Source organism: Neorhizobium phenanthreniclasticum (assembly GCF_040066075.1).
Taxonomy (GTDB): domain Bacteria; phylum Pseudomonadota; class Alphaproteobacteria; order Rhizobiales; family Rhizobiaceae; genus Neorhizobium; species Neorhizobium petrolearium.
This window is the reverse complement of record NZ_JBEAAL010000023.1, coordinates 74,466-93,321: the sequence shown is the minus strand read 5'-3', so window position 1 is coordinate 93,321 and position 18,856 is coordinate 74,466. Positions and strand designations below refer to the sequence as shown.

Annotated in this window: 15 protein-coding genes; 4 read left to right on the top strand and 11 right to left on the bottom strand. The window is 61.6% G+C overall.

Annotated elements, in window-relative coordinates; all coding sequences use genetic code 11:
- The gene (locus ABK249_RS24460; RefSeq protein ID WP_210055368.1) at positions 1 to 555 is read left to right on the top strand and encodes a hypothetical protein; all 555 of its coding nucleotides are present in this window, start codon (positions 1 to 3) and stop codon (positions 553 to 555) included.
- Positions 556 to 573: 18 nt separating this feature from the next.
- Here ABK249_RS24460 and folK read toward each other — a convergent pair whose 3' ends face one another.
- Genes folK through folP form a run of 3 tightly spaced genes read right to left on the bottom strand, consistent with a single transcriptional unit; the run spans position 574 to position 2,250 of the window.
- Entirely contained in the window at positions 574 to 1,116 is a 543-nt protein-coding gene (folK, locus tag ABK249_RS24455; RefSeq protein ID WP_052182676.1) for a 2-amino-4-hydroxy-6-hydroxymethyldihydropteridine diphosphokinase, read from the bottom strand.
- Complete coding sequence (gene folB / locus ABK249_RS24450) at positions 1,085 to 1,450, bottom strand: dihydroneopterin aldolase (RefSeq protein WP_037146714.1); 366 nt, start codon at positions 1,448 to 1,450, stop codon at positions 1,085 to 1,087. The genes folK and folB overlap by 32 nt, the downstream gene beginning before the upstream one ends.
- Entirely contained in the window at positions 1,450 to 2,250 is an 801-nt protein-coding gene (gene folP, locus ABK249_RS24445) for a dihydropteroate synthase (RefSeq protein ID WP_081952718.1), read from the bottom strand. The genes folB and folP overlap by 1 nt, the downstream gene beginning before the upstream one ends.
- Before the next feature lie 190 nt (positions 2,251 to 2,440).
- On the opposite strand from folP, the gene ABK249_RS24440 reads away from it, so the two are divergent.
- Positions 2,441 to 3,052 (top strand): DUF922 domain-containing Zn-dependent protease, encoded by a 612-nt coding sequence (locus ABK249_RS24440; protein ID WP_037146712.1) that lies wholly within the window; start codon positions 2,441 to 2,443, stop codon positions 3,050 to 3,052.
- Positions 3,053 to 3,446: 394 nt separating this feature from the next.
- Here the strand turns inward: ABK249_RS24440 and ABK249_RS24435 are convergent, their stop codons facing one another.
- Together ABK249_RS24435 and ABK249_RS24430 are read right to left on the bottom strand one after the other, a co-directional pair.
- A complete protein-coding gene (locus ABK249_RS24435; RefSeq protein ID WP_227702824.1) occupies positions 3,447 to 3,767 on the bottom strand; it encodes a 2Fe-2S iron-sulfur cluster-binding protein in 321 nt (106 codons plus the stop codon).
- A 135-nt stretch (positions 3,768 to 3,902) separates the two neighbouring features.
- Entirely contained in the window at positions 3,903 to 4,271 is a 369-nt protein-coding gene (locus ABK249_RS24430; RefSeq protein ID WP_348864308.1) for an Hpt domain-containing protein, read from the bottom strand.
- A 473-nt stretch (positions 4,272 to 4,744) separates the two neighbouring features.
- Here ABK249_RS24430 and ABK249_RS24425 point away from each other — a divergent pair, with 473 nt between their 5' ends.
- The gene (locus ABK249_RS24425) at positions 4,745 to 11,173 is read left to right on the top strand and encodes an apolipoprotein A-IV repeat region-like domain-containing protein (protein ID WP_348864279.1); all 6,429 of its coding nucleotides are present in this window, start codon (positions 4,745 to 4,747) and stop codon (positions 11,171 to 11,173) included.
- Positions 11,174 to 11,462: 289 nt separating this feature from the next.
- Here ABK249_RS24425 and ABK249_RS24420 read toward each other — a convergent pair whose 3' ends face one another.
- From ABK249_RS24420 to ABK249_RS24405, 4 genes are read right to left on the bottom strand one after another with little or no spacing between them, the layout of a single operon-like run.
- Entirely contained in the window at positions 11,463 to 12,080 is a 618-nt protein-coding gene (locus ABK249_RS24420; protein WP_348864278.1) for an ABC-type transport auxiliary lipoprotein family protein, read from the bottom strand.
- A 32-nt stretch (positions 12,081 to 12,112) separates the two neighbouring features.
- Positions 12,113 to 13,483, bottom strand: a complete 1,371-nt coding sequence (locus tag ABK249_RS24415; protein ID WP_348864277.1) for an MlaD family protein — start codon at positions 13,481 to 13,483, stop codon at positions 12,113 to 12,115.
- Positions 13,484 to 13,486: 3 nt separating this feature from the next.
- A complete protein-coding gene (locus tag ABK249_RS24410; protein ID WP_227702821.1) occupies positions 13,487 to 14,332 on the bottom strand; it encodes an ABC transporter ATP-binding protein in 846 nt (281 codons plus the stop codon).
- Positions 14,332 to 15,477, bottom strand: a complete 1,146-nt coding sequence (locus ABK249_RS24405; protein WP_411828534.1) for an ABC transporter permease — start codon at positions 15,475 to 15,477, stop codon at positions 14,332 to 14,334. The genes ABK249_RS24410 and ABK249_RS24405 overlap by 1 nt, the downstream gene beginning before the upstream one ends.
- 116 nt (positions 15,478 to 15,593) lie before the next feature.
- On the opposite strand from ABK249_RS24405, the gene dgcA reads away from it, so the two are divergent.
- Positions 15,594 to 16,577, top strand: a complete 984-nt coding sequence (dgcA, locus tag ABK249_RS24400) for an N-acetyl-D-Glu racemase DgcA (protein WP_037155321.1) — start codon at positions 15,594 to 15,596, stop codon at positions 16,575 to 16,577.
- Here dgcA and ABK249_RS24395 read toward each other — a convergent pair.
- Positions 16,529 to 17,638 (bottom strand): MFS transporter, encoded by a 1,110-nt coding sequence (locus ABK249_RS24395; RefSeq protein WP_415926477.1) that lies wholly within the window; start codon positions 17,636 to 17,638, stop codon positions 16,529 to 16,531. The two genes, dgcA and ABK249_RS24395, sit on opposite strands and share 49 nt — an antisense overlap.
- A 206-nt stretch (positions 17,639 to 17,844) precedes the next feature.
- The gene (locus ABK249_RS24390) at positions 17,845 to 18,660 is read right to left on the bottom strand and encodes a UDP-2,3-diacylglucosamine diphosphatase (RefSeq protein ID WP_037155318.1); all 816 of its coding nucleotides are present in this window, start codon (positions 18,658 to 18,660) and stop codon (positions 17,845 to 17,847) included.
- Positions 18,661 to 18,856: the final 196 nt, after the last annotated feature.

Sequence of the window (18,856 nt, the reverse complement as noted above, 5' to 3'; positions counted from 1 at the left end):
ATGTATCCGCGCCTCCTTTCGCTTATCGGCGGGCTTGCCGTTCTGACTGTCGCGGCCACGTCGGCCATGGCTCCGCAAGCGGAAGCCGCTCCTCGCGACAAGGTTTTCTTCCAGTCGGTCGCCGGCGCCTGGAAAGGCCCGGGCGAAATCGTCGCCGGCAAATACAAGGGCACCAAATTCAGTTGCAGCCTGACCGGTGCGCCGACTCCGGACGGCGATGTCGGCATCAAGCTCGACGGCACCTGCCGGGTCGGCGTCTTCCAGCAGCCTATGTCGGCGGTTATCACCCAGAGCGGTCGCGGCTACACCGGCAAATTCCTGGACGGTGCGGAAGGCAAGGGTCTCGACATCATCTCCGGGTCGGTCAATGGCGACAAGGTCGTGATGGGCATCAACCGTGCCAAGCTCAACGGCGCCATGGTGGCTAGCCTGCGCGGCGAGAACAAGATGAACATCACGATTTCGGTCAAGGTCGAAGACCAGATGATTCCGGTCATCGGGCTCAGCCTCGACCGGGACCTCGACTCGATCGCCGTCGGTTCGATCAACCAGTAAAGACCGCGTCCGCGGCGCTTACGCGCCCCGCCACCAATCCTGGCTGTCCCTTGCGATCTTGATGCCGGCGGTATCCGTTTCCTGGAGCCACTCGCCCACTTTTCGTCCCTTCACCAGAAGGTCTGGTGCGATATCTGCAAGCGGCATCATCACAAACCCCCGCTCGGTCATGCGGGGGTGCGGCAATTCCAGTTTCTCGCTCTTCTGATTACGTGTCCCGAAGGTGAGGATGTCTATGTCGATAGTACGCGGCCCCCAGCGCTCCAGTCGCACTCTCTTCATGCCCTGTTCGATCGACAGGCAGACATCGAGAAGCTCCTCGGGGTCCAGCGACGTTTCCACCAGCGCACAGCAGTTGAAGAAATCCGCCTGATCCGTCTTTCCCCAGGGCGGAGTCGAATAAAGTTTCGAAACGGCGAGGACGCGGCAATCTTCGCGTTGGTCGAGTTGCCGCAGGGCTTCGGCCATGGCGGCCGGGGGATCGCCGATATTGCCGCCGATACCCAATGCGGCGATCTCGAAGGGCTTTTCAGGCGACGTGTTCAACACGCACCTCCGCATAATCCAGGATACCTGGGATCGGCACGCTCGGCTTGCGAACGGTGATATCGGCACGCTTGATCTGCGGAGACCAGGCGCAGAGCGCCACGGCGATATCCCTGGCGAGCGCCTCGATCAGGTTGCGGCGGTTCTGCGTCACGACTTTTTCGACAATCTCATAGGCGATGCCGTAGTGGACCGTACTCTCGACATCATCGTTTTCGAGCGCCTCGTCCGCTGCCACATGCATGACGACGTCGACGAAGAAGCGCTGGCCGAGCGTGGCTTCCTGCTCAAATGCGCCATGCCGGGCGTAAAAGCCGCAGTTCTTCAGCGTGATCGTATAGGTGCCCATCAGGTATTTCCTTTTTCCTCATGAGCCCAGGCGGCAGCCAGCACGGCGTCCGCCATCGCCAGCGCATCGCGGTTGGCGGCGACATTGTGGACGCGGAAGATCGCCGCTCCCGCAAGCCGCAGGATGGCAGTGGTCGCGGCGGTCGCGACATCGCGTTCCTCCGGCTTGTCGCGGCCTGTCCCCGCGCCGATGAAACGCTTTCGCGATGTACCGACAAGCAGCGGAAAGCCAAGCCGGTGCAGCTCAGCAAAGCGCGCCATCAGCTCCATGTCGTCGTCGCGGTTCTTGGCGAAACCGAAGCCCGGATCGAGTACGATCGCCTCTTCCGGAATACCGGCGGCACGGGCGATCTCAAGCGATTTTGTGAGGAAGAATTCCTGGTCCGCGATGCGGTCGGCCCGCTTTTCCTGCTCGCGGCCCCGGCCGGTATGCATGATGCAGATGCCGGCTCCCGTCGCCGCGGCGACCGTTGCGATCTCCGGCTCGCGCTGCAGGCCGTGCACGTCGTTGATGATGTGGGCGCCTGCCGCCATGGCGAGCCTCGCCGTCTCGGCACGATAGGTGTCAATGGAGATCAGCGCGTCGGTCTCTGCCGCAAGTCTCTCGATTACCGGCAGGACACGGCCCTGCTCTTCCGCGGCCATTACTTCCGCCGCGCCTGGCCGCGTCGATTCGCCGCCGATGTCGAGAATTGCGGCACCGTCGCGGACGCAGGCGAGCGCGTGAGCCACCGCAGCGTCGACGCTTCCGTAGCGTCCGCCATCGGAGAAGGAATCCGGCGTGACGTTGATGATCGCCATGATATGGCCCGTCGGGCCAAGCTCGAAGGTCCGGCCCCGCCCAACGTGCCATGACCTGTTGCGCCGCGATGTCACCGGCTGTCCATCTGTCGAGGGGTAACGCAAAATTTCATGCCTTTGTGTTGCGCTCCCCTTGGCTATGCCCCAAGCTTGGTTGAAGTTCAACGTCGCAGGCCAGAGAATGTTTTTAATGCGCAGGGTCCGCCGGCTTTCCGGTGCAATTCTTTTCCTCTGCGTGATCCCGGCGGTGGCTTCGGCCCAGCCAGCCATCACCAAGACCTATTCCTATTTCCGGATCGGCGGACGCACGGCGGAAGATCTCGACAAGGAACTCGAGAAGCGAGGCCCCGTCACGCGCACGACCGGACACCGCCACCCGGGGGCGACGGAGATCAAATTCGGCGGCGACGTCACCTATATGGAAAAGGGCGGGCGCTGCGAGATCAGCGGCGCGCGGGTGACGTTGCGCACCCGCATCGTCCTGCCACGCTGGAGCAATCGCAGACGCGCCACAGCCGACCTCGGTTTCATCTGGGACACGCTGTCGACGGATATCAAGCGGCACGAGGAGCGCCATGCGGAGATCGCCCGCAACCATGCCTACCAGTTGGAACGGGAACTGCTCGCCCTTCGTCCGAACAGGAGTTGTGAGGTTCTGGAGAAACAGGTGGCGGAGATCACAAGCCGGCTTCTAGAATCCCATGACAGGGAACAGTTGCGCTTCGATCAGGTCGAGGCGGCGAATTTCGATGCGCGCCTGATGCGGCTCCTGCAGTACAACCTGAAGCGCAGAGGCAAGTAAGCCGCGTTCCTTGAAATCGCCAACTCGAACGCAGCGAAGCTTTCGTGAAGCTTGCGCCTCATCCGGCCAATGACGGATGATTTATCGCGATAGCCTAAAATACGAATCTCATATATAGATGAGACATGGTTGATCTGCCGGCGAGTCGTCGAAAGGCGAAGCAAACGAGGTAGATAGCAACGAGATCAGTGTGCGTTCCGATCGGGCGGCGATATGTTGCACAGCCCCCCTCGGCATCCGTGAGTATCGTTTTCCGCGCTTTTTAGGTTCTCCTGGCGCGTCTTCAGCCACAGGTGTCTCCTCCCTCGCCTGTTGGTGATGCGCCCGCCTCGCCTCGCTTGCAGTTTTGCGCAGCGAGGCTTCTTTTTGCGCTTCTTTCGTGAAAAAGAGAAGGTCAGGCCTGCCGCTCAGGCACGTTGACGATCAGCCCGTCGAGCTCGGGCTTCACCTTGATCTGACAGGAAAGCCGGGAATTCGGCCTCACCTCGAAGGCGAAGTCGAGCATGTCCTCCTCCATCGGTGCGGGCGGCCCCACCTTTTCGGTCCAGGCCTCATCCACATAGACATGACAGGTCGCACAGGCGCAGGCGCCGCCGCATTCCGCCTCGATGCCGGGAACGGAATTGCGAACCGCATTCTCCATGACTGTGGAGCCGGGTTCGGCGTCGATATCGAAGCGCGTTCCGTCGAAGGCAACGATGGTCAGTTTCGTCATGATGTTGGAAATCCGGGATGTTGAAGGGTTACGGCTTATTTAAGCGCGCTGTCTTCCAATAAAACCCCGGTCCAGTCAACATTTTCGGGCGCCGCAGGCTGTCCCATGGGCGCCCTGAGCCAAAAATTAATGCCTCTAGCGGCAGAGCTTATTGATGAAGTTTTCCACTTCGATGACGGCTGCGTCGACAGCGGCCTTCAGAGTGGCGTCCGCACTCTTGTTTTCGAGTTTCTCGGCTGCTGCTGAAACCTGGAAAGCACCGACCGCGCTGGCGGCTCCCTTCAGGCGATGGGCGACAGCCGCGGTCGTCGCAGCGTCGGCGCCGGTCATGTCCTGCAGCGCACGCCGCGCTTGGCGCGCGAACATCTGCAGCACTTCGATTTCGAGCGCCTTGTCGCCCATAGTCTGGTGCGCGAGATGAACGAGATCAATCGGACGGGAGTGCGAGGGGCACGCGCCCCGATGATTTTCCGGCGCTTCGAACGCGATACTGACGGCTGCCATTGCCATGGACCAGTTTTCCCTATTGTTATTCTAAAAGTGTCCCGAATTGTGCGGGGCACATGCCGCTATCCCGTTAAATTCCGGCACAATCGGGGCTGAAATCTTCCCATATGGTTAATTTCTGCTAAGCTCCCGGGATTTTAGGACTTTTGCATCTTTCCATGGTTTAAATTCTGTTAACAACAATCCGAGCCACCGGCCTCAGGCAGGCGTTTTAATTGTGCCAGATGGCCGGATGTGCCACTACAGTACGACTAAGGTGGCGAGGAATATTCTCCTTTTGCCGCAGATGTCAGGTTGGTAAGCTTTCGTTATCATCCGTTTGAAAGAACGGCCGTCCGACCTGAAAGTGAATAGGAAACAGGCTCCATGAGGGAGTTGGGTTTCCGGCAGGCAGTGTTCCGTCTTTCGGTCTGCGGGCGGCAGAGCGTCGGATGGGATGGCCGGGCGAGTATGTAACGAGGCGTAACCGCATGGCGAAGAAAACCAGCAGCGAATCGATCGACGAGACGGCGTTCCAGGCGTTGGAAGATGCTCTGAAGATCAATTTCGACGATGAGCCGCCGCGCCCCAAACCAGCGCTCCATGCCTCGGAGGCCCGCGTGTCAGATACATCCAAGCAGCGTCCGGCTCCTTCGCAGAATCAGGAGGACACCGCCGAATCCTACAGATCGTCGGCTTCCGAGACCGTTGCCAAGTCTCCTGCCCTCCAGCCTGCCAATGACGCCGGCAGGCGCAGTACGACGGCCCTTCTCAGGACACTGGAAGGCGGCGCGATGCGTTCGGCCATCCGCAATGCGGTGATCATCTCGATTCTCTGGGCGATCGCCGGCATCGGGCTTGGCCAGCTCATTTATGGCAACCAACTGTGGGAAATCACTTCCGTCGCCGGCGTGCTTGCTGCGCCGGGCCTCGTCGCGCTCGTGGTCGGCATCCTTGTGCCAATCATGCTGTTCTTCGCCTTCGCCATCATGATGGCGCGCGCGCAAGATCTCAGGAACGCTGCCCGCTCCATGGCCGAAGTGGCGCTTCGCTTGTCCGAGCCGGAGACGATCGCCTCCGAGCGGATCATGAGCGTCGGACAGGCCGTGCGCCGCGAAGTCTCGGCGATGAATGAAGGCATCGAGCGCACCATCGCACGCGCCACCGAGCTCGAAACCCTTGTGCATTCGGAAGTCAATGCGCTGGAGCGCAGCTTCACCGACAATGAGTTGCGCGTCAGAGGGCTCGTGCACGAACTCGGCGCCGAGCGCGATGCAATCGTCAATCACGCGGAACGCATCCGCTCCTCGATCGTCGGCGCTCATGACCAGCTCAAGGAAGAGCTGTCGCTGGCGACCGAAGAGATTTCAGTCCGCCTGGCAACATCCGGCGAAGCATTCGCTTCGATGATCGATACCCGTGCCGCCGCGCTGATGGAGAAATCCGACGCAGCCGGCGAGGCGCTGGGCACGTTGCTCACCAACAAGGCGGAAAGCCTGCTACAGACCCTGAACTCCTCCGGCTTCGCGCTCGCCCACGAATTCGACGAGCGGATGGAAGAGATCACCTCGGTGCTTTCGCAACGCGGCCAGGCGCTGCTGAACGAATTCGAAACCCGCGCCTCAACGCTCGACGCCAATACTGAAAAGCTGAACGCGGCCCTTGCCGACCGCACCCGACAGCTCAACGAAACCCTGCTCGCCCGCACACGCGAAATCACGGAAGGCCTCACAGACAGCGAAAGGACGCTCACCGGCTCCCTCGACGGTATCCTCGCCACCCTCAACAGCTCGCTCGATGAAAGAGGCTCTTTCTTCCGCCAGAGCTTGCAGAGCACGGTTGACGACGTCGTCATGGACCTCGACATGCGTTCCGGCTTCTTCGAGGAACGCCTGCAGGCAACCGTCGGCCAGCTCAGCACGACGTTCGACGAGAGCATCTCGCAGTTCACGTCGGCATTCGATCAGCGTGCCGGCACGCTCGACAGCAAGCTGATGGACAGCCTTGCCCGCATAAACGAGACCGTTGCAAGCGGCTCGGAGTCGATCGAGAACATTCTAAGCTCCAGCATCGAGCGCATCAGCTCCTCGCTGACCGACCAGTCGCTCGCGCTTGCGACCACACTCGACACCGGCCAGGAAGTGCTCGATTCCGTGCTTGAAAGCCGCGCGCGCGAACTCTCCGGCGCGCTGACGGCCCGCAGCAGCGAGATCCAGGATACGCTCGCCTCCCGCACGGCCGAAATCCACACCGTGCTTGCATCGCGGACAGGCGAGATCCAGGACGCGTTTTCGAATGTCCACGAGACGATCGACGGCACACTGACCTCCCACGTCGCCGGCATCCAGGATGCGCTTGGATTACGTATCGGCGAGCTTCAGCAAGGGCTTGCGAGTGTTCAGCAGACGATCGACGGTACGTTTGCCGAGCGCAGCAACTATCTTCTCGATGCGCTCTCGGAAAACCAGACGAGGTTCGAGCAGGGGCTGGCAGTCCGCTCCGGCGCGATCATCACCGCCCTTTCCAGCAGCCACGATCATCTGACCGAGGTTCTCAGCCAGAAGACCGCCGCGCTCGACACGCTGATCTCCAATGCGCCGGAGCGTCTGGCAGGCATGTTCGACGAGAAGTCGGCACATATCGCCCGGACACTCTCGGAAAGCGAAGAGCGCATCAGCGGCGATCTCGGCCGCCATGCCACTGCCATGCAGGCATCGCTTGATACCAATCGAGAACGCATTTCCGAGATCCTCGAAGACAAATCGATGGAAATCGCAACGTCCTTCGCGCTCGGCGAGGATCGCCTCACCGGCATGCTGGATGAAAAATCGGAATCCATTGTCCACGCGCTTTCCGAGACCGAACAGAGGATCGGCGACAATCTCGGTCGCCGTACGTCGGAAATCCATGAGACCTTGAATAGCAACCGCGAAAAGCTCGCGGAGATCCTCGAAGACAAGTCGATGGAAATCGCAACGTCCTTCGCGCTCGGCGAGGATCGCCTCACCGGCATGTTGAATGAAAAGTCGGAATCCATTGCCCGCGCGCTTTCCGAGACCGAACAGAAGATCGGCGACAATCTCGGCCGGCGGACGTCGGAAATCCATGAGACGTTGAACACCAACCGCGAAAAGCTCGCCGAGATTCTCGACGACAAGTCGATGGAAATCGCCACCTCCTTCGCGCTCGGCGAGGACCGCCTCACCGGCGCGTTGAATGAAAAGTCGGAATCCATCCTCCGCGCGCTTTCCGAGACCGAACAGCAGATCGGCGACAATCTCAGCCGGCGCACGTCCGAAATCCATGAAACGCTGAATACAAACCGCGAAAAGCTCGCCGAGATTCTCGACGACAAGTCGATGGAAATCGCCACTTCCTTGGCACTCAGCGAAGATCGTCTCTCGGGCATGCTGGACGAAAAGGCCACCGCGCTTGCGAGCACGCTCACCGATGCGGACGGCCGCATCGAGCAGTCCTTCGCTGCCCGGGTGGATGCCATTCGCAACGCCTATGCCGACAACCAGCTCAATCTCGACCTTTCCCTGGAGAACCGGACCGCCGAGCTCTCGCGTATTCTCGAAAGCGGCGGAGCTCGTCTGGAACAGACGGTCGGCGGGGCAGCAGGTCGCATCGAGAGCACGCTCGCAGACGGCACGCAGCGATTCGAGACGGGCATGGCCGACGGCCTGGAACGCATGGAGACGCTCCTCGGCTCGACACAGGACCGCATTGCCGCGACGATCGGTCTCGGCCACCAGCAGATGGAGGCGACCCTCGGCTCCGGCTACGAGCAGCTGCGTGAGACGCTCGAAGAACGCACCTCCATGATCGCGGGCGCGCTCGGCGAGGCGCATGAGCAGATCGGCAGCCTGATGAACGATCAGGCGACGTCCATCAGCACCTCCATCGCCGCAAGTGCAGGCATGCTGGAAATGTCGCTCGAGAACCAGCAGAGCACGCTCAAGGACGCCATCGATGCGGCTGGCCAGTCGCTCGAAGAACGGCTGCGCAACAATGTCGGCGCACTCACCACCCAGCTCTCCGACGCGGCCAGCGGCATCGGACAGTCGGCGGATGCCTTTTCCAACCGTGTCCGCGAGACCGTCGGCGATGTTCAGCAGGCGCTCGAGGAAACCGGAAGCCGGATCGAGTCCACGTTCGGTGGTCTCGAAGGCCGTATCCGCGGCGAGATCCTCAACGCGACACAGCTCGTCGAAGACGCGGGCACCAAGCTTTCCACCACGCTTGGCAGCCGCACGGCCGAGCTGGAGCGTGCAGCGGGCGAAGCGACGGACCGGATCACCGAGACCATGGACAACCGCACGGCCCGTATCGAGGAACGGCTCGGAACGGTCGATCGGGCGCTGACGATCGGCCTCGACAACGTCACGAAAACCATCGAAAGCAAGGCCGTCGGCCTCGCCTCGACCCTGCGCGAAGCAGTCAGCGCAGCGGCCCAGAGCATGGACGGCGAAGCCACCCGCTCGGCGGAAGCGCTCGCCCGCGCCGGCTCCGAATTCACGCAGGAACTCGCCAACCGAAATGACGAGTTCACCAAGGCGATCGAAGAGCGTTCCACAGAGATCGTCGGTCGGATTTCGGAAACGCAGAACCGGCTTGCCGGCCAGGCGGCGACCGTGGCGCATGCCTTCTCCGAGGCTGGCAGCGCGATCGTCAGCAAGGTGGCGGAGGCCGACAATCTTGTGAAACGCCAGGTGGCAGCGATCTCGGAAGCGCTCGACGATGCACAGAAGGTGCTCGGCACCCGCGGCGACGATATCCGCGGCGCGCTCGCCGAAACCGCGAGCCAGCTCGACACTGCCATGGACGCCGTCGACCGCGCCCTTGCTGCGCGCGGCGAAGCGATCCGTTCGGCCCTCGACACCCGCGCCCGCGACCTCAATTCCATGCTCGCAAGCCGTTCGGCCGAACTGTCTCGCATTCTCGACGAGAAGGCAAAGCCGATGGTCGAGGAATATGCCGAGACCGGCCGATCCGCCGTCACGCAGATTACCGCTGCGGCGCAGCAGGGTGCAGAACGGCTCTCGGCCACGGCCGAGGAGACGAGCGCGCGCATCCGCAACGAAAATTCGGCGCTGATCGATGCCATCACCGCCCGGACGAACGAGACGCTTTCGGCAATCAGCCAGCGGACCGAGGATGCGGCCGGCACCATGCGCCGTGTCGAACAGGGCCTGTCGGTCGCGGTAAACGGCCTCATCGACAAGCTTGCGGAAAGCAATTCCAGCATCAGCGCACTGGTTCAACAGGCGACGCAGGAACTCGGCAGCACCACGGAACTGGTTGTGGAACATCTGGCAGAGGCCGACCGCAAGTTTGGCGTGACGGCCAATCGTTTCACGCAATCGGCGACACAAGCCGCCGATATCGTTTCCGGTTCGACCCGCATGCTGGAAACCAATATCGAACGGATGACGGAAGTCTTCAGCCAGACGTTCGATCAGGTGGGTGGCATCGTCAGCCGCTTCGACGAGCATTCCAGAGTGCTTGCGCAGGCGTCCGATCTCCTTGATGCCGCCCAATCCAACCTCACCAGCACGCTGGACGAACGCCAGAGCGCCCTCAACAGCCTGGCGGGCGGCCTCGTCAAGCGCTCCGAGGAAATCGAAGCAACGATGCGCAGCCTGACAAGCCTCGTCGACGGCGCTTTTGAACGTGCCGAAGAACGTTCGCTGCAGGTAGGTTCACGGCTGCGCGAAAGCCTGCACACCTCGTTTGCCGATATCGGCCGCACGCTCGGGGAAACCCAGCACCGGGCCGAAGTCACTGCGGATGCGATGCGCGAAGCGCTGACCAATGCCGGCGGGGACGCCAATCGTGCCATCGAGGCAACGCTCTCGGAAGCCGAAAAGCGCACCCGCGATCTTTCGGAGCGGATGCGTGGCAGCATCTCTCAGTCGCTCGGCGATATCGAACGGCTGTTGTCGGATGCCACCAACCGGTCCGGCAGTGCGGCCGAGCAGCTTCGCGAAACACTGCGCGAGTCGGTCGAGGAAGCGATCAACCGGTTCTCCGGCGCGACCGACGAGATCCGGCGTTCGGCGCAGGATATCCGCCGCGAACTCGACGTCACCCGCTCGGAGCTGAAGCGCGGTGCCTTCGATCTTCCGGAAGAAGCCAAGGAAAGTGCTGCAGCCATGCGCCGTGCGGTCGCCGAGCAGATCAAGGCTCTTCAGGATATTTCCGCGCTGGTTGGCCGCTCCACGCAGAACTTCGAAGTTTCCGAAGCCTCGACGCCCCGCCCCGCGCCGGCGCCGCAGCCTCAGCCAGCGCCGGCTCGTCCGCAGACCGCTCCCGCCGCATCCCGCAATGATCCCTATGCCTCGGGCTCGCTGCGCGGTACGCTTCCGCTCGACCGGCCGGTATCGGCGCCAGCTCCGCGGGCGCCTGAACAGCAGGGGGTGCGCGGTGATGAAGGCTGGATCAGCAATCTCCTGCGCGGCGCCTCGCGCGACGAGCTCGGAGAAGCGCCGGCGGCACGCCAGCCGCAACCGGCCCGTCCGGCCGAACCGGCTCCCGCGCCACGCAGCAATGGTGACAATCGCAATCCGCGCCATATGGTCGAATCGCTGAATTCGCTCTCGGTCGATATCGCCCGCGCGATCGACCATGACGCATCGGTCGATCTGTGGCGGCGCTACCAACGCGGCGAGCGCGACGTCTTCACCCGTCGCCTCTATACGTTGAAAGGCCAGCAGACCTTCGACGAGATCAAGCGCAAGTACGAGCGCGAGCCGGAATTCCGCAAGGCCGTCGATCGCTACATCGCCGATTTCGAAAAGCTGCTTGCCGACGTCGCCCGCACCGACCGCGACAAGACGGTGACGCAGAGCTACCTGACCTCGGATACGGGCAAGGTCTACACGATGCTCGCCCATGCCGCCGGCCGGTTCAGCTGAGGGCGGGACTCGGGAAGATAAAGGGCCGCCCTTGGGCGGCCTCAGCTTATTGACAAAGGCGGCAACTTCTCTTCCGTCATGCTCGGGCCTGTCCCGAGCATCTACCCACGGTCACGCTCTTGAAGTTATCAAAATGAAATCAATGGTTTGGATAGACAGGCAGATCCTCGGGACAAGCCCGAGGATGACGTCGTGCATGCCGAGAGGTTTGTCAGCAGCCTGAGGCCGCCTCAAGGGCGGTCTTTCTGCTTTCAACGATGTCCGGTTTCCGGCTCTATGACCCCAGCGGTCACATCGACTTCAGCGACCAGTCGACGATCTCGGCGCCGACCTTAGCAAAAGCTCTGTCGAGCGCCTCGATGAAATCGCGGTTCTCCTGGCCGGAAACGGGCGCAGTTGCCGTAAAGACGCTCTGGGCGCGGACCGTGCCGTTGCGGTCGTTGAGAAGCTTTGCGGAGATTTCCACATTCGCTACGCGAGGGCTCGTCGCTGTCACTTCAAAGGCGCGAATATCGGTGACGACCTGATAGTCGATCGCAAGCCCCTGCCCCGGCTTGCCGACGCCGCCGAGGCGGCCGGAATTCTCAAAGGCCTCGACGAGCTTCGATTGAACGAGAGCCGGCAGGCGGTCGCCCCAGCGGGAATCGGCGAGATACTGGATCTCCGACGGCGAAACACGCACGACAACCTGCTCGCTGTTCAGCAATTTCAGCGCCGTCGGCTCGGGCACCAGGATCTGGCGGTTACGGACGGCCGGACCCTGCCCGGAAGGCGTGATCGACAGGTCGAACGTATCGTTGTTCGCCTTGCTGCCGCAGCCGGTTACCAGCACCGCCACGAGCGGCAGCGCCGCCAGCGGAAACGGACGGCGGGCCGCGCGTTGTCCCAAGAACTCCGAACCGGTCATCAAACCCCCATTCTGCGACATGAACGTCCCGCTTACCGCCGTGTCCTGCCGTCATATTGCTTTACCGTCTCGCCGCCGAAGATCAGGCGCTGCGGATTCTCGTCGAAATTGCTGATCGTCTGGTCGAGTGACTGCACGGTACGTCGGGCGTCGTTCACGAGCGTCTGGATATCCCTCAGACCGCTCGACGAGAAACGTGACAGATTGTCTGCTATCGGGCCAACGCGCGCATTGATGTTGTCGGCGACGGTGCGGAAGGATTCGAGCGTCTTGCGCGCTTCTACGAAAAGGCCTTGTGAATCGTCGCTGGAAACGAGCCCATCGACCTTGGCCAGGATACCGTCTACGCGGCTGGAGGCCTCGTTCAGCTTTCTCGCCAGTTCCGTGAAGTCGCCAATGGCGCGGTTGATATCCTCGCGGCGCTCGGTGAAGCCGTCCACCACATTACGGGCCGAGCTAACGGTCTGCCGAGCATCCTCGGAGGCTGCGGTGATGTTGGCAATGGTCGTCTTGACCTGATCGGGATCGACGGAATTCATCACCGTATCGACCCGCTTGAGAACGTTCTGGGCCTGCACTCCGGCCTGTTCGAAGCTCGCGGCGGCATTCTTCACATTCGTCACGAGGTCTCCGAAATTGTCGGAAGCATTGGCGATGTTGCGGGTGGCGCGTTCGGTGTTGGAAACGACGGCGTTGATCTTTTCCGCGTCGATCGCGCTGACCAGTTTCTCGGCGGCTTCGAGCGTCGAATTCAGCGTTCCGGAGACGCTGTCGATCGTCACCGAAAGCGTCGAAAGGCTGTTGAGGAACTTGTCGATGCTGTCGGAGTTCTGGGCGAGCGACGACGTGAAGGTCTCGACGTTGCGGATGGTCTGGGTCAGCGGCCCGCGTGCATCCGCGGCAAACCCCTGAATATCGCCGATCGCTTCATCGGCGCGCTGGAGGATCTTGTCGGCGGTCGCGAGCAGGTTCGTCACGCTCGATTGTTCGGCAATCAGCACCGCCGGCCGGCCGGTCTCCAGCGATTTCTGGAGGATATTCTCCTCGCCCTTTGCGCCGCCGGACAGCTCGATATAGGCGGCCCCCGTCAGCCCCTGCACTTCCAGCCTCGCCTGGGTTGACTGGTAGACCGGCGCGTCGGCCCTGACTTCCGTGAACGCGATCGAATAGCGCGGATCGTCCGGGTCGATCGTGAGGCCTCGCACGGAACCGACGGGAATGCCGTTGAAACGGACCGGCGAACCGACGGAAAGGCCGTTGGCCGAACCCGGGATGCGAATCGCCAGCTCGGCCGTGGGTCCGCCGCGGCCGGATTGGGCCATCCAGTAGACAAACCCGAAAGCGGCTGCGATCACCAGAAGTGTAAAGAAGCCGACAAGGGCGTAGTTGGCTCTGGTTTCCATGGATTACGTCTTCTCTACTTCTGCTGTCGGCTGCTTTTCGTGAGCCACGACCGACCGCGCCCGTTTGCCACGGAAATAGGACTGAACCCATGGATCGTCACAGGCAAACATATCCTCAAGTGTTCCTTCCACCAATACCCGTTTCTGGCCAAGGACGGCAATACGGTCGCAAACCGAAAAAAGGCTGTCCAGGTCATGTGTTACCATATAGACGGTCAAGCCCAGCGTATCGCGCAGCTTGGCGATGAGCGCGTCGAAATCGGCCGCACCGATCGGATCGAGGCCGGATGTCGGCTCATCGAGGAAGACGAGGTCCGGATCGAGCGCGAGCGCCCTCGCAAGCGCGGCACGCTTGATCATGCCGCCTGACAGTTCGGAGGGATATTTGTCTGCCGCGTCCGGCGACAGGCCGACCATCTCGACCTTCAGATAAGCAAGCTCGTCCATCAGCGATTGCGGCAGGTCGAGATATTCGCGCATCGGAAGCTGGATGTTTTCCTTGACCGTCAGTGCCGAGAACAGAGCACCGTGCTGGAAAAGCACGCCGAGCCGCATGTCGACCAGCATGCGCTCCTCTTCCGAAGCATTGTCGTAATCGACACCGAGGATTTCGATCGTGCCGGACCGATGCGGCAGAAGGCCGAGCACCGTGCGCATCAGCACCGACTTGCCCGTCCCGGAAGCGCCGACAAATCCCAGGATCTCACCGCGATAAACGTCGAGGTTCAGGTGATCGAGCACAAGCTGGCTGCCGAAGCCGACTGTCACGTCTCGCACCGAAAGCACGACCTGCCGGCCATCCGCATTGACCTCTCCCTCTTGCATCACCGCTTCCAAACCCTTCTCCATCAGAAATCGATCGCGGAATAGAAGATGGCGAAAACTGCATCCATAAGGATGACGACGAAGATTGCCTTTACGACGGATGTCGTGACGTGCTGGCCGAGGGATTCCGCGCTGCCGCCGACCTTCATGCCCTCGACAGCCGCAACGATGCCGATCGACAGCGCCATGAAAGGGGCCTTGATCATGCCGGATGCGACGGACGTGTGGTCGATCGCCTCGTGCAGGCGTGACAGATAGGTATCGAAGGTGATGCCGGAATAAGCCCAGGCAACGACCGCCGCTCCCGTAAGCGCGGCGAAGTTGGCAACAATGGTCAGGAGCGGCAGCGCGACCGTCAGCGCCACGAGGCGCGGGAAGATCAAGACGCCCACGGGGTTGAGGCCGATCACCGTCAGCGCGTCGATCTCCTCGCGCATCTTCATCGAGCCGATCTCGGCGGTGATCGCGCTTCCGGATCGGCCGGCGATCATGATTGCTGTCAGGAGCACACCGATCTCGCGCAGCTGCAGGATGCCGACGAGGTCTACGACGAAGATTTCGGCTCCGAAATAGCGGAGCTGGAAAGCGCCCTGCTGCGCGATGATTGCACCGATCAAAAACGACATCAGCACGATGATCGGCACGGCGCGCACGCCCATGCGGTCGATATGGGTGACTACGGAAGCGGGCGAGACGCCGGCGCCGCGGCCGAGCTTCATCTGCGCGCCGCGAACCGCGGAGCCGAGAATATGCATCGCCGCGTAGAAATCGCTGCCGAGTTCCGCCATGGCCTTGCCGGTCGGCGCAAAAAGGCGCTCGAAGAGCGTGCCCTTGTCGCCCTGGTCCGACGGCGGAGCCGGCGCCTTTTCCGGCAATACCCCGATCAGCTCGCGAATTGGTCCTTCACCGCCGATCAATACGGCTTCGCTGCCCTGCTCACCCTTCGCCGTCATCAGCCGGCGGATCAGCCAGGCTCCGGCCGTGTCGATGCCGGCTATGCCGGAAAGGTCGATTTCCACCCTGCCCCGGCTCCGGACCTGCTCCAGATGTTGGAACTCCTTCAGCATCGACAGGATCGTCTGGCCGCGCCAGTCGCCGGACAGCAGGTAACGTTCACCGTCGCCGCCGGGCAGATCTTCGGCCTTGATTTCGGCAGACCTAAACGTCACAGGCTTCTTTCGTAACAGCGGCTAAAAAGGTTTCATACGATACAGTTGATCGCATTTTTTGCGACGGGCAATATAGCCGCCTCGTAAGTATTTGCCACAACGGGAAGCGTAAAACCATGAGCCGTCACCTCGAAGCCACAATCGAATCATTCCCGATCGCCGGCAAGTTCACAATCTCGCGCGGTTCCAAGACGGAAGCGGACGTCATCACCTGCATGATTCATGAAAATGGCCGTTCCGGCCGTGGAGAATGCGTGCCCTACAAGCGTTATGGCGAAACCGTGGAAGGGGTGATTGCCGATATCCGGTCCATCGCCGAGGCGATTCGCGACGGTTTGACGCGTGAAGAGTTGCAGGCGCGGATGAAGCCGGGGGCTGCCCGCAATGCGGTGGATTGCGCCCTCTGGGACCTCGAAGCCAAGCGGACCGGCCGGCGTGTCGCCGATATGATCGGCGCTTCGAATTCCAAGCCCTTCGTCACGGCCTTCACGCTTTCGCTCGGCGAACCGGAGGCCATGGCGGCCGAAGCGCGGAAGAATGCGAATCGCCCCCTCCTCAAGATCAAGCTGGGAACCGACAATGACGAGGTCCGCCTCCGCGCCGTCCGCGAGGCAGCGCCGGATTCCCGCATTATCGTCGATGCCAACGAGGGATGGACGGAGGACAATCTTACCCACCATATGGCGATTGCCGCCGAAACCAACGTGTCCCTGATCGAGCAGCCGCTCCCGGCCGGCAGGGACGCCGCACTCACCGGCATCCGTCATCTGGTCTCGGTCTGCGCCGACGAAAGCGTGCATGCGACCAAGGATTTGGAAAGCCTTCGCGACCGTTATGACGCGGTCAACATCAAGCTCGACAAGACCGGTGGTCTGACTGAAGCACTTGCCATGAAGGAGGAAGCGCAGCGTCTCGGATTTGCGGTGATGATCGGCTGCATGGTCGGATCCTCGCTTGCCATGGCACCGGCCGTCCTGCTCGCCCAGGATGCCGATTATGCCGATCTCGACGGTCCGCTGCTCTTGGCCCGCGACCGGCCGGGCGGATTGCGCTACGAGGGCTCGCTCGTGTATCCGCCGGAAGCCAGCCTCTGGGGCTGAAGCTTCGCCGCGAGCGCGATGATCGCAAGACCGATAAGCGCCAGGACCGACATCGCAACATAGCTCGTCAATCCGAACTGCCGGTAGAGCATACCGGAGAGTAACGTCGAAAGTGCCAGAAAGACGCCGTTATAGAAGACATAGGCGCCCTGCATCGAGGTCTCCTGATCTTCGCGCACGGTTTCCACCAGCCTGTGCTGCAGCCCGATATGCACGAAAGCGAAGGTGAAGGCGTGCGCGACCTGCAGCGCCATATAACCCCAAAAGCCCAGCGGCAACGGGAACAGCGTCCAGCGGACAACGGCAACCGCGCAGCCGATTCGCATCAGCGACCAGGGTGAAAGGCGTCTCGCAATCCGCCCGGCCGCAAACAAGACCAATATCTCGGAAAGAACCGCCGCACTCCACAGCACACCGATCGAACCGCTCGATAGCCCGATCTCCTGCCAATGGATGGTGCCGAACGTATAGAACATTCCATGGCTGGCCTGAGCCACCGACGCGCCGATCATCAATACATGCAGATCGAACCGTCCAAGTGAACTCGGCTGCAGCGCCTTGTCTGTTCCGGGCCGCGTCGCCGCCCGCCCGAGCCTGGGTGCTGCGAAGGCGACGGCGACCGTCAGCAGGAAACCGATCACCATGGCCGAAGGGATGGCCTGAACGCCCCAGACGCCGCGCAACTCGCCGACGAGAAGGGTCGCGGCCACGAAACCAATGGAACCCCAGACGCGCATCGATCCGTATTGGAACCCCCAGCGGCGCACTCCGGTCACTGCGATCGATTCGACGATCGGCGGGTAAGGCGCAAACACAGCCGCCTGAATCCCGATGACCAGAAGGACCGACCAGAAGTCACGAACAAAGAACATGGCCAGGGCCGTCAAAAACGACAGCGCGCCGGACCATGCAAGAATCAAAGTCCGCTCGCTCAGGCGGTCTGCGAAAACCCCCGATACCGGCGCTGCAAGCACGCGCAGGAGAAGCTGCATCGCCAATATGATGCCGATTTCGAATTCCGTGAAAGCCAGTGCGTCGAGCCAGACGGGCAGATAGGGCAAGATAATGCCATTGACCCCGAGCGGCGCTCCGTAGGCAAGGGCACAGCGCAGTTGGAATAACCGGGGCGCTGGAGGCGCCGTATGGGGAGGAATCACGACTTCACGGGCAGGTTGCTGAAATTTCCAGCTTACCTAACACAAGCGCCCCGACCCTGCCTATGGCCAGAAATAGCCATCTGATACGATCCGCCATCCACGGCCGCTTCTCAAGCGGCCTGCATATCCTCGACCGACTGCGGCTTCGGCAGAGCCTTGATCTCGGCCGTGTTGCCGATCTTCTGCCACGAGATCATTTCGAGCGTGCCATCGTGGTTCTCGGCAATCGCCGTGCAGCTTTCCACCCAGTCGCCGGTGTTGACGTAATGGATGCCCTCGATATCCTCCATCACCGCGTGATGGATATGGCCGCAGATGACGCCGTCGACATTGTTGCGGCGGGCTTCCTCGGCCACGACACGCTGGAACTCGCCGATGAAGTTGACCGCATGCTTGACCTGCAGCTTCGCCCAGGCGGAGAAGGACCAATAGGGCATGCCGAGGCGGCGGCGGACGGCGGCAAGCACGACGTTGATGGCGATCGCCGCGTCATAGGCCCAATCGCCGAGATAGGCGAGCAGACGGGCATTGCGTACGACCACGTCGAATTCGTCGCCATGCAGGATCAGGTATTTCTTGCCGTCCGCCATTTCGTAGATCGCGCGCTCGGCCACTTCGATGCCGCCGAAATGCATTCCCGGAAACGAACGCAGGAACTCATCGTGGTTGCCGGGAATATAGACGATGCGGGCGCCCTTTCGCGCCTTGCGCAGGAGCTTCTGCACGACGTCATTGCAGCCTTGCGGCCAGTACCAGTTGCGCTTCAGGCGCCAGCCGTCGACGATATCGCCGACCAGAAAAAGCGTATCAGCTTCATGATAGCGCAGGAAATCGAGGAGAAAATCGGTTCGGGCGGCCTTGGAACCCAGATGCACGTCCGAGATGAAAAGCGTTCTGAAATGCCTTGTATCCACTTGACCGGTCACGAAGTCGTCCTTTCGCTGCCGCCTCTCGTGATTTCCAAAACCAGACTCGTGTTTCAGGATGATGACAAAACATGGAAAAGCCGCTCCTGCGGGTAGCCGAGCGTCATTCCAGCTCTCCTTCCGATTTCCGCCACGACCGCAAATTAGCTGCTGTTCCGTCGGGTCGATTGATGTAAGGAGGACTCTCTCCTTTCGA

Coding starts and splice junctions, on each gene's coding strand:
- ABK249_RS24460 (WP_210055368.1), top strand. CDS start 1: ATGTATCCGCGCCTCCTTTCGCTTATCGGCGGGCTTGCCGTTCTGACT.
- folK (WP_052182676.1), bottom strand. CDS start 1,116: ATGCGGAGGTGCGTGTTGAACACGTCGCCTGAAAAGCCCTTCGAGATC.
- folB (WP_037146714.1), bottom strand. CDS start 1,450: ATGGGCACCTATACGATCACGCTGAAGAACTGCGGCTTTTACGCCCGG.
- folP (WP_081952718.1), bottom strand. CDS start 2,250: ATGGCGATCATCAACGTCACGCCGGATTCCTTCTCCGATGGCGGACGC.
- ABK249_RS24440 (WP_037146712.1), top strand. CDS start 2,441: ATGCGCAGGGTCCGCCGGCTTTCCGGTGCAATTCTTTTCCTCTGCGTG.
- ABK249_RS24435 (WP_227702824.1), bottom strand. CDS start 3,767: ATGACGAAACTGACCATCGTTGCCTTCGACGGAACGCGCTTCGATATC.
- ABK249_RS24430 (WP_348864308.1), bottom strand. CDS start 4,271: ATGGCAGCCGTCAGTATCGCGTTCGAAGCGCCGGAAAATCATCGGGGC.
- ABK249_RS24425 (WP_348864279.1), top strand. CDS start 4,745: ATGGCGAAGAAAACCAGCAGCGAATCGATCGACGAGACGGCGTTCCAG.
- ABK249_RS24420 (WP_348864278.1), bottom strand. CDS start 12,080: ATGACCGGTTCGGAGTTCTTGGGACAACGCGCGGCCCGCCGTCCGTTT.
- ABK249_RS24415 (WP_348864277.1), bottom strand. CDS start 13,483: ATGGAAACCAGAGCCAACTACGCCCTTGTCGGCTTCTTTACACTTCTG.
- ABK249_RS24410 (WP_227702821.1), bottom strand. CDS start 14,332: ATGGAGAAGGGTTTGGAAGCGGTGATGCAAGAGGGAGAGGTCAATGCG.
- dgcA (WP_037155321.1), top strand. CDS start 15,594: ATGAGCCGTCACCTCGAAGCCACAATCGAATCATTCCCGATCGCCGGC.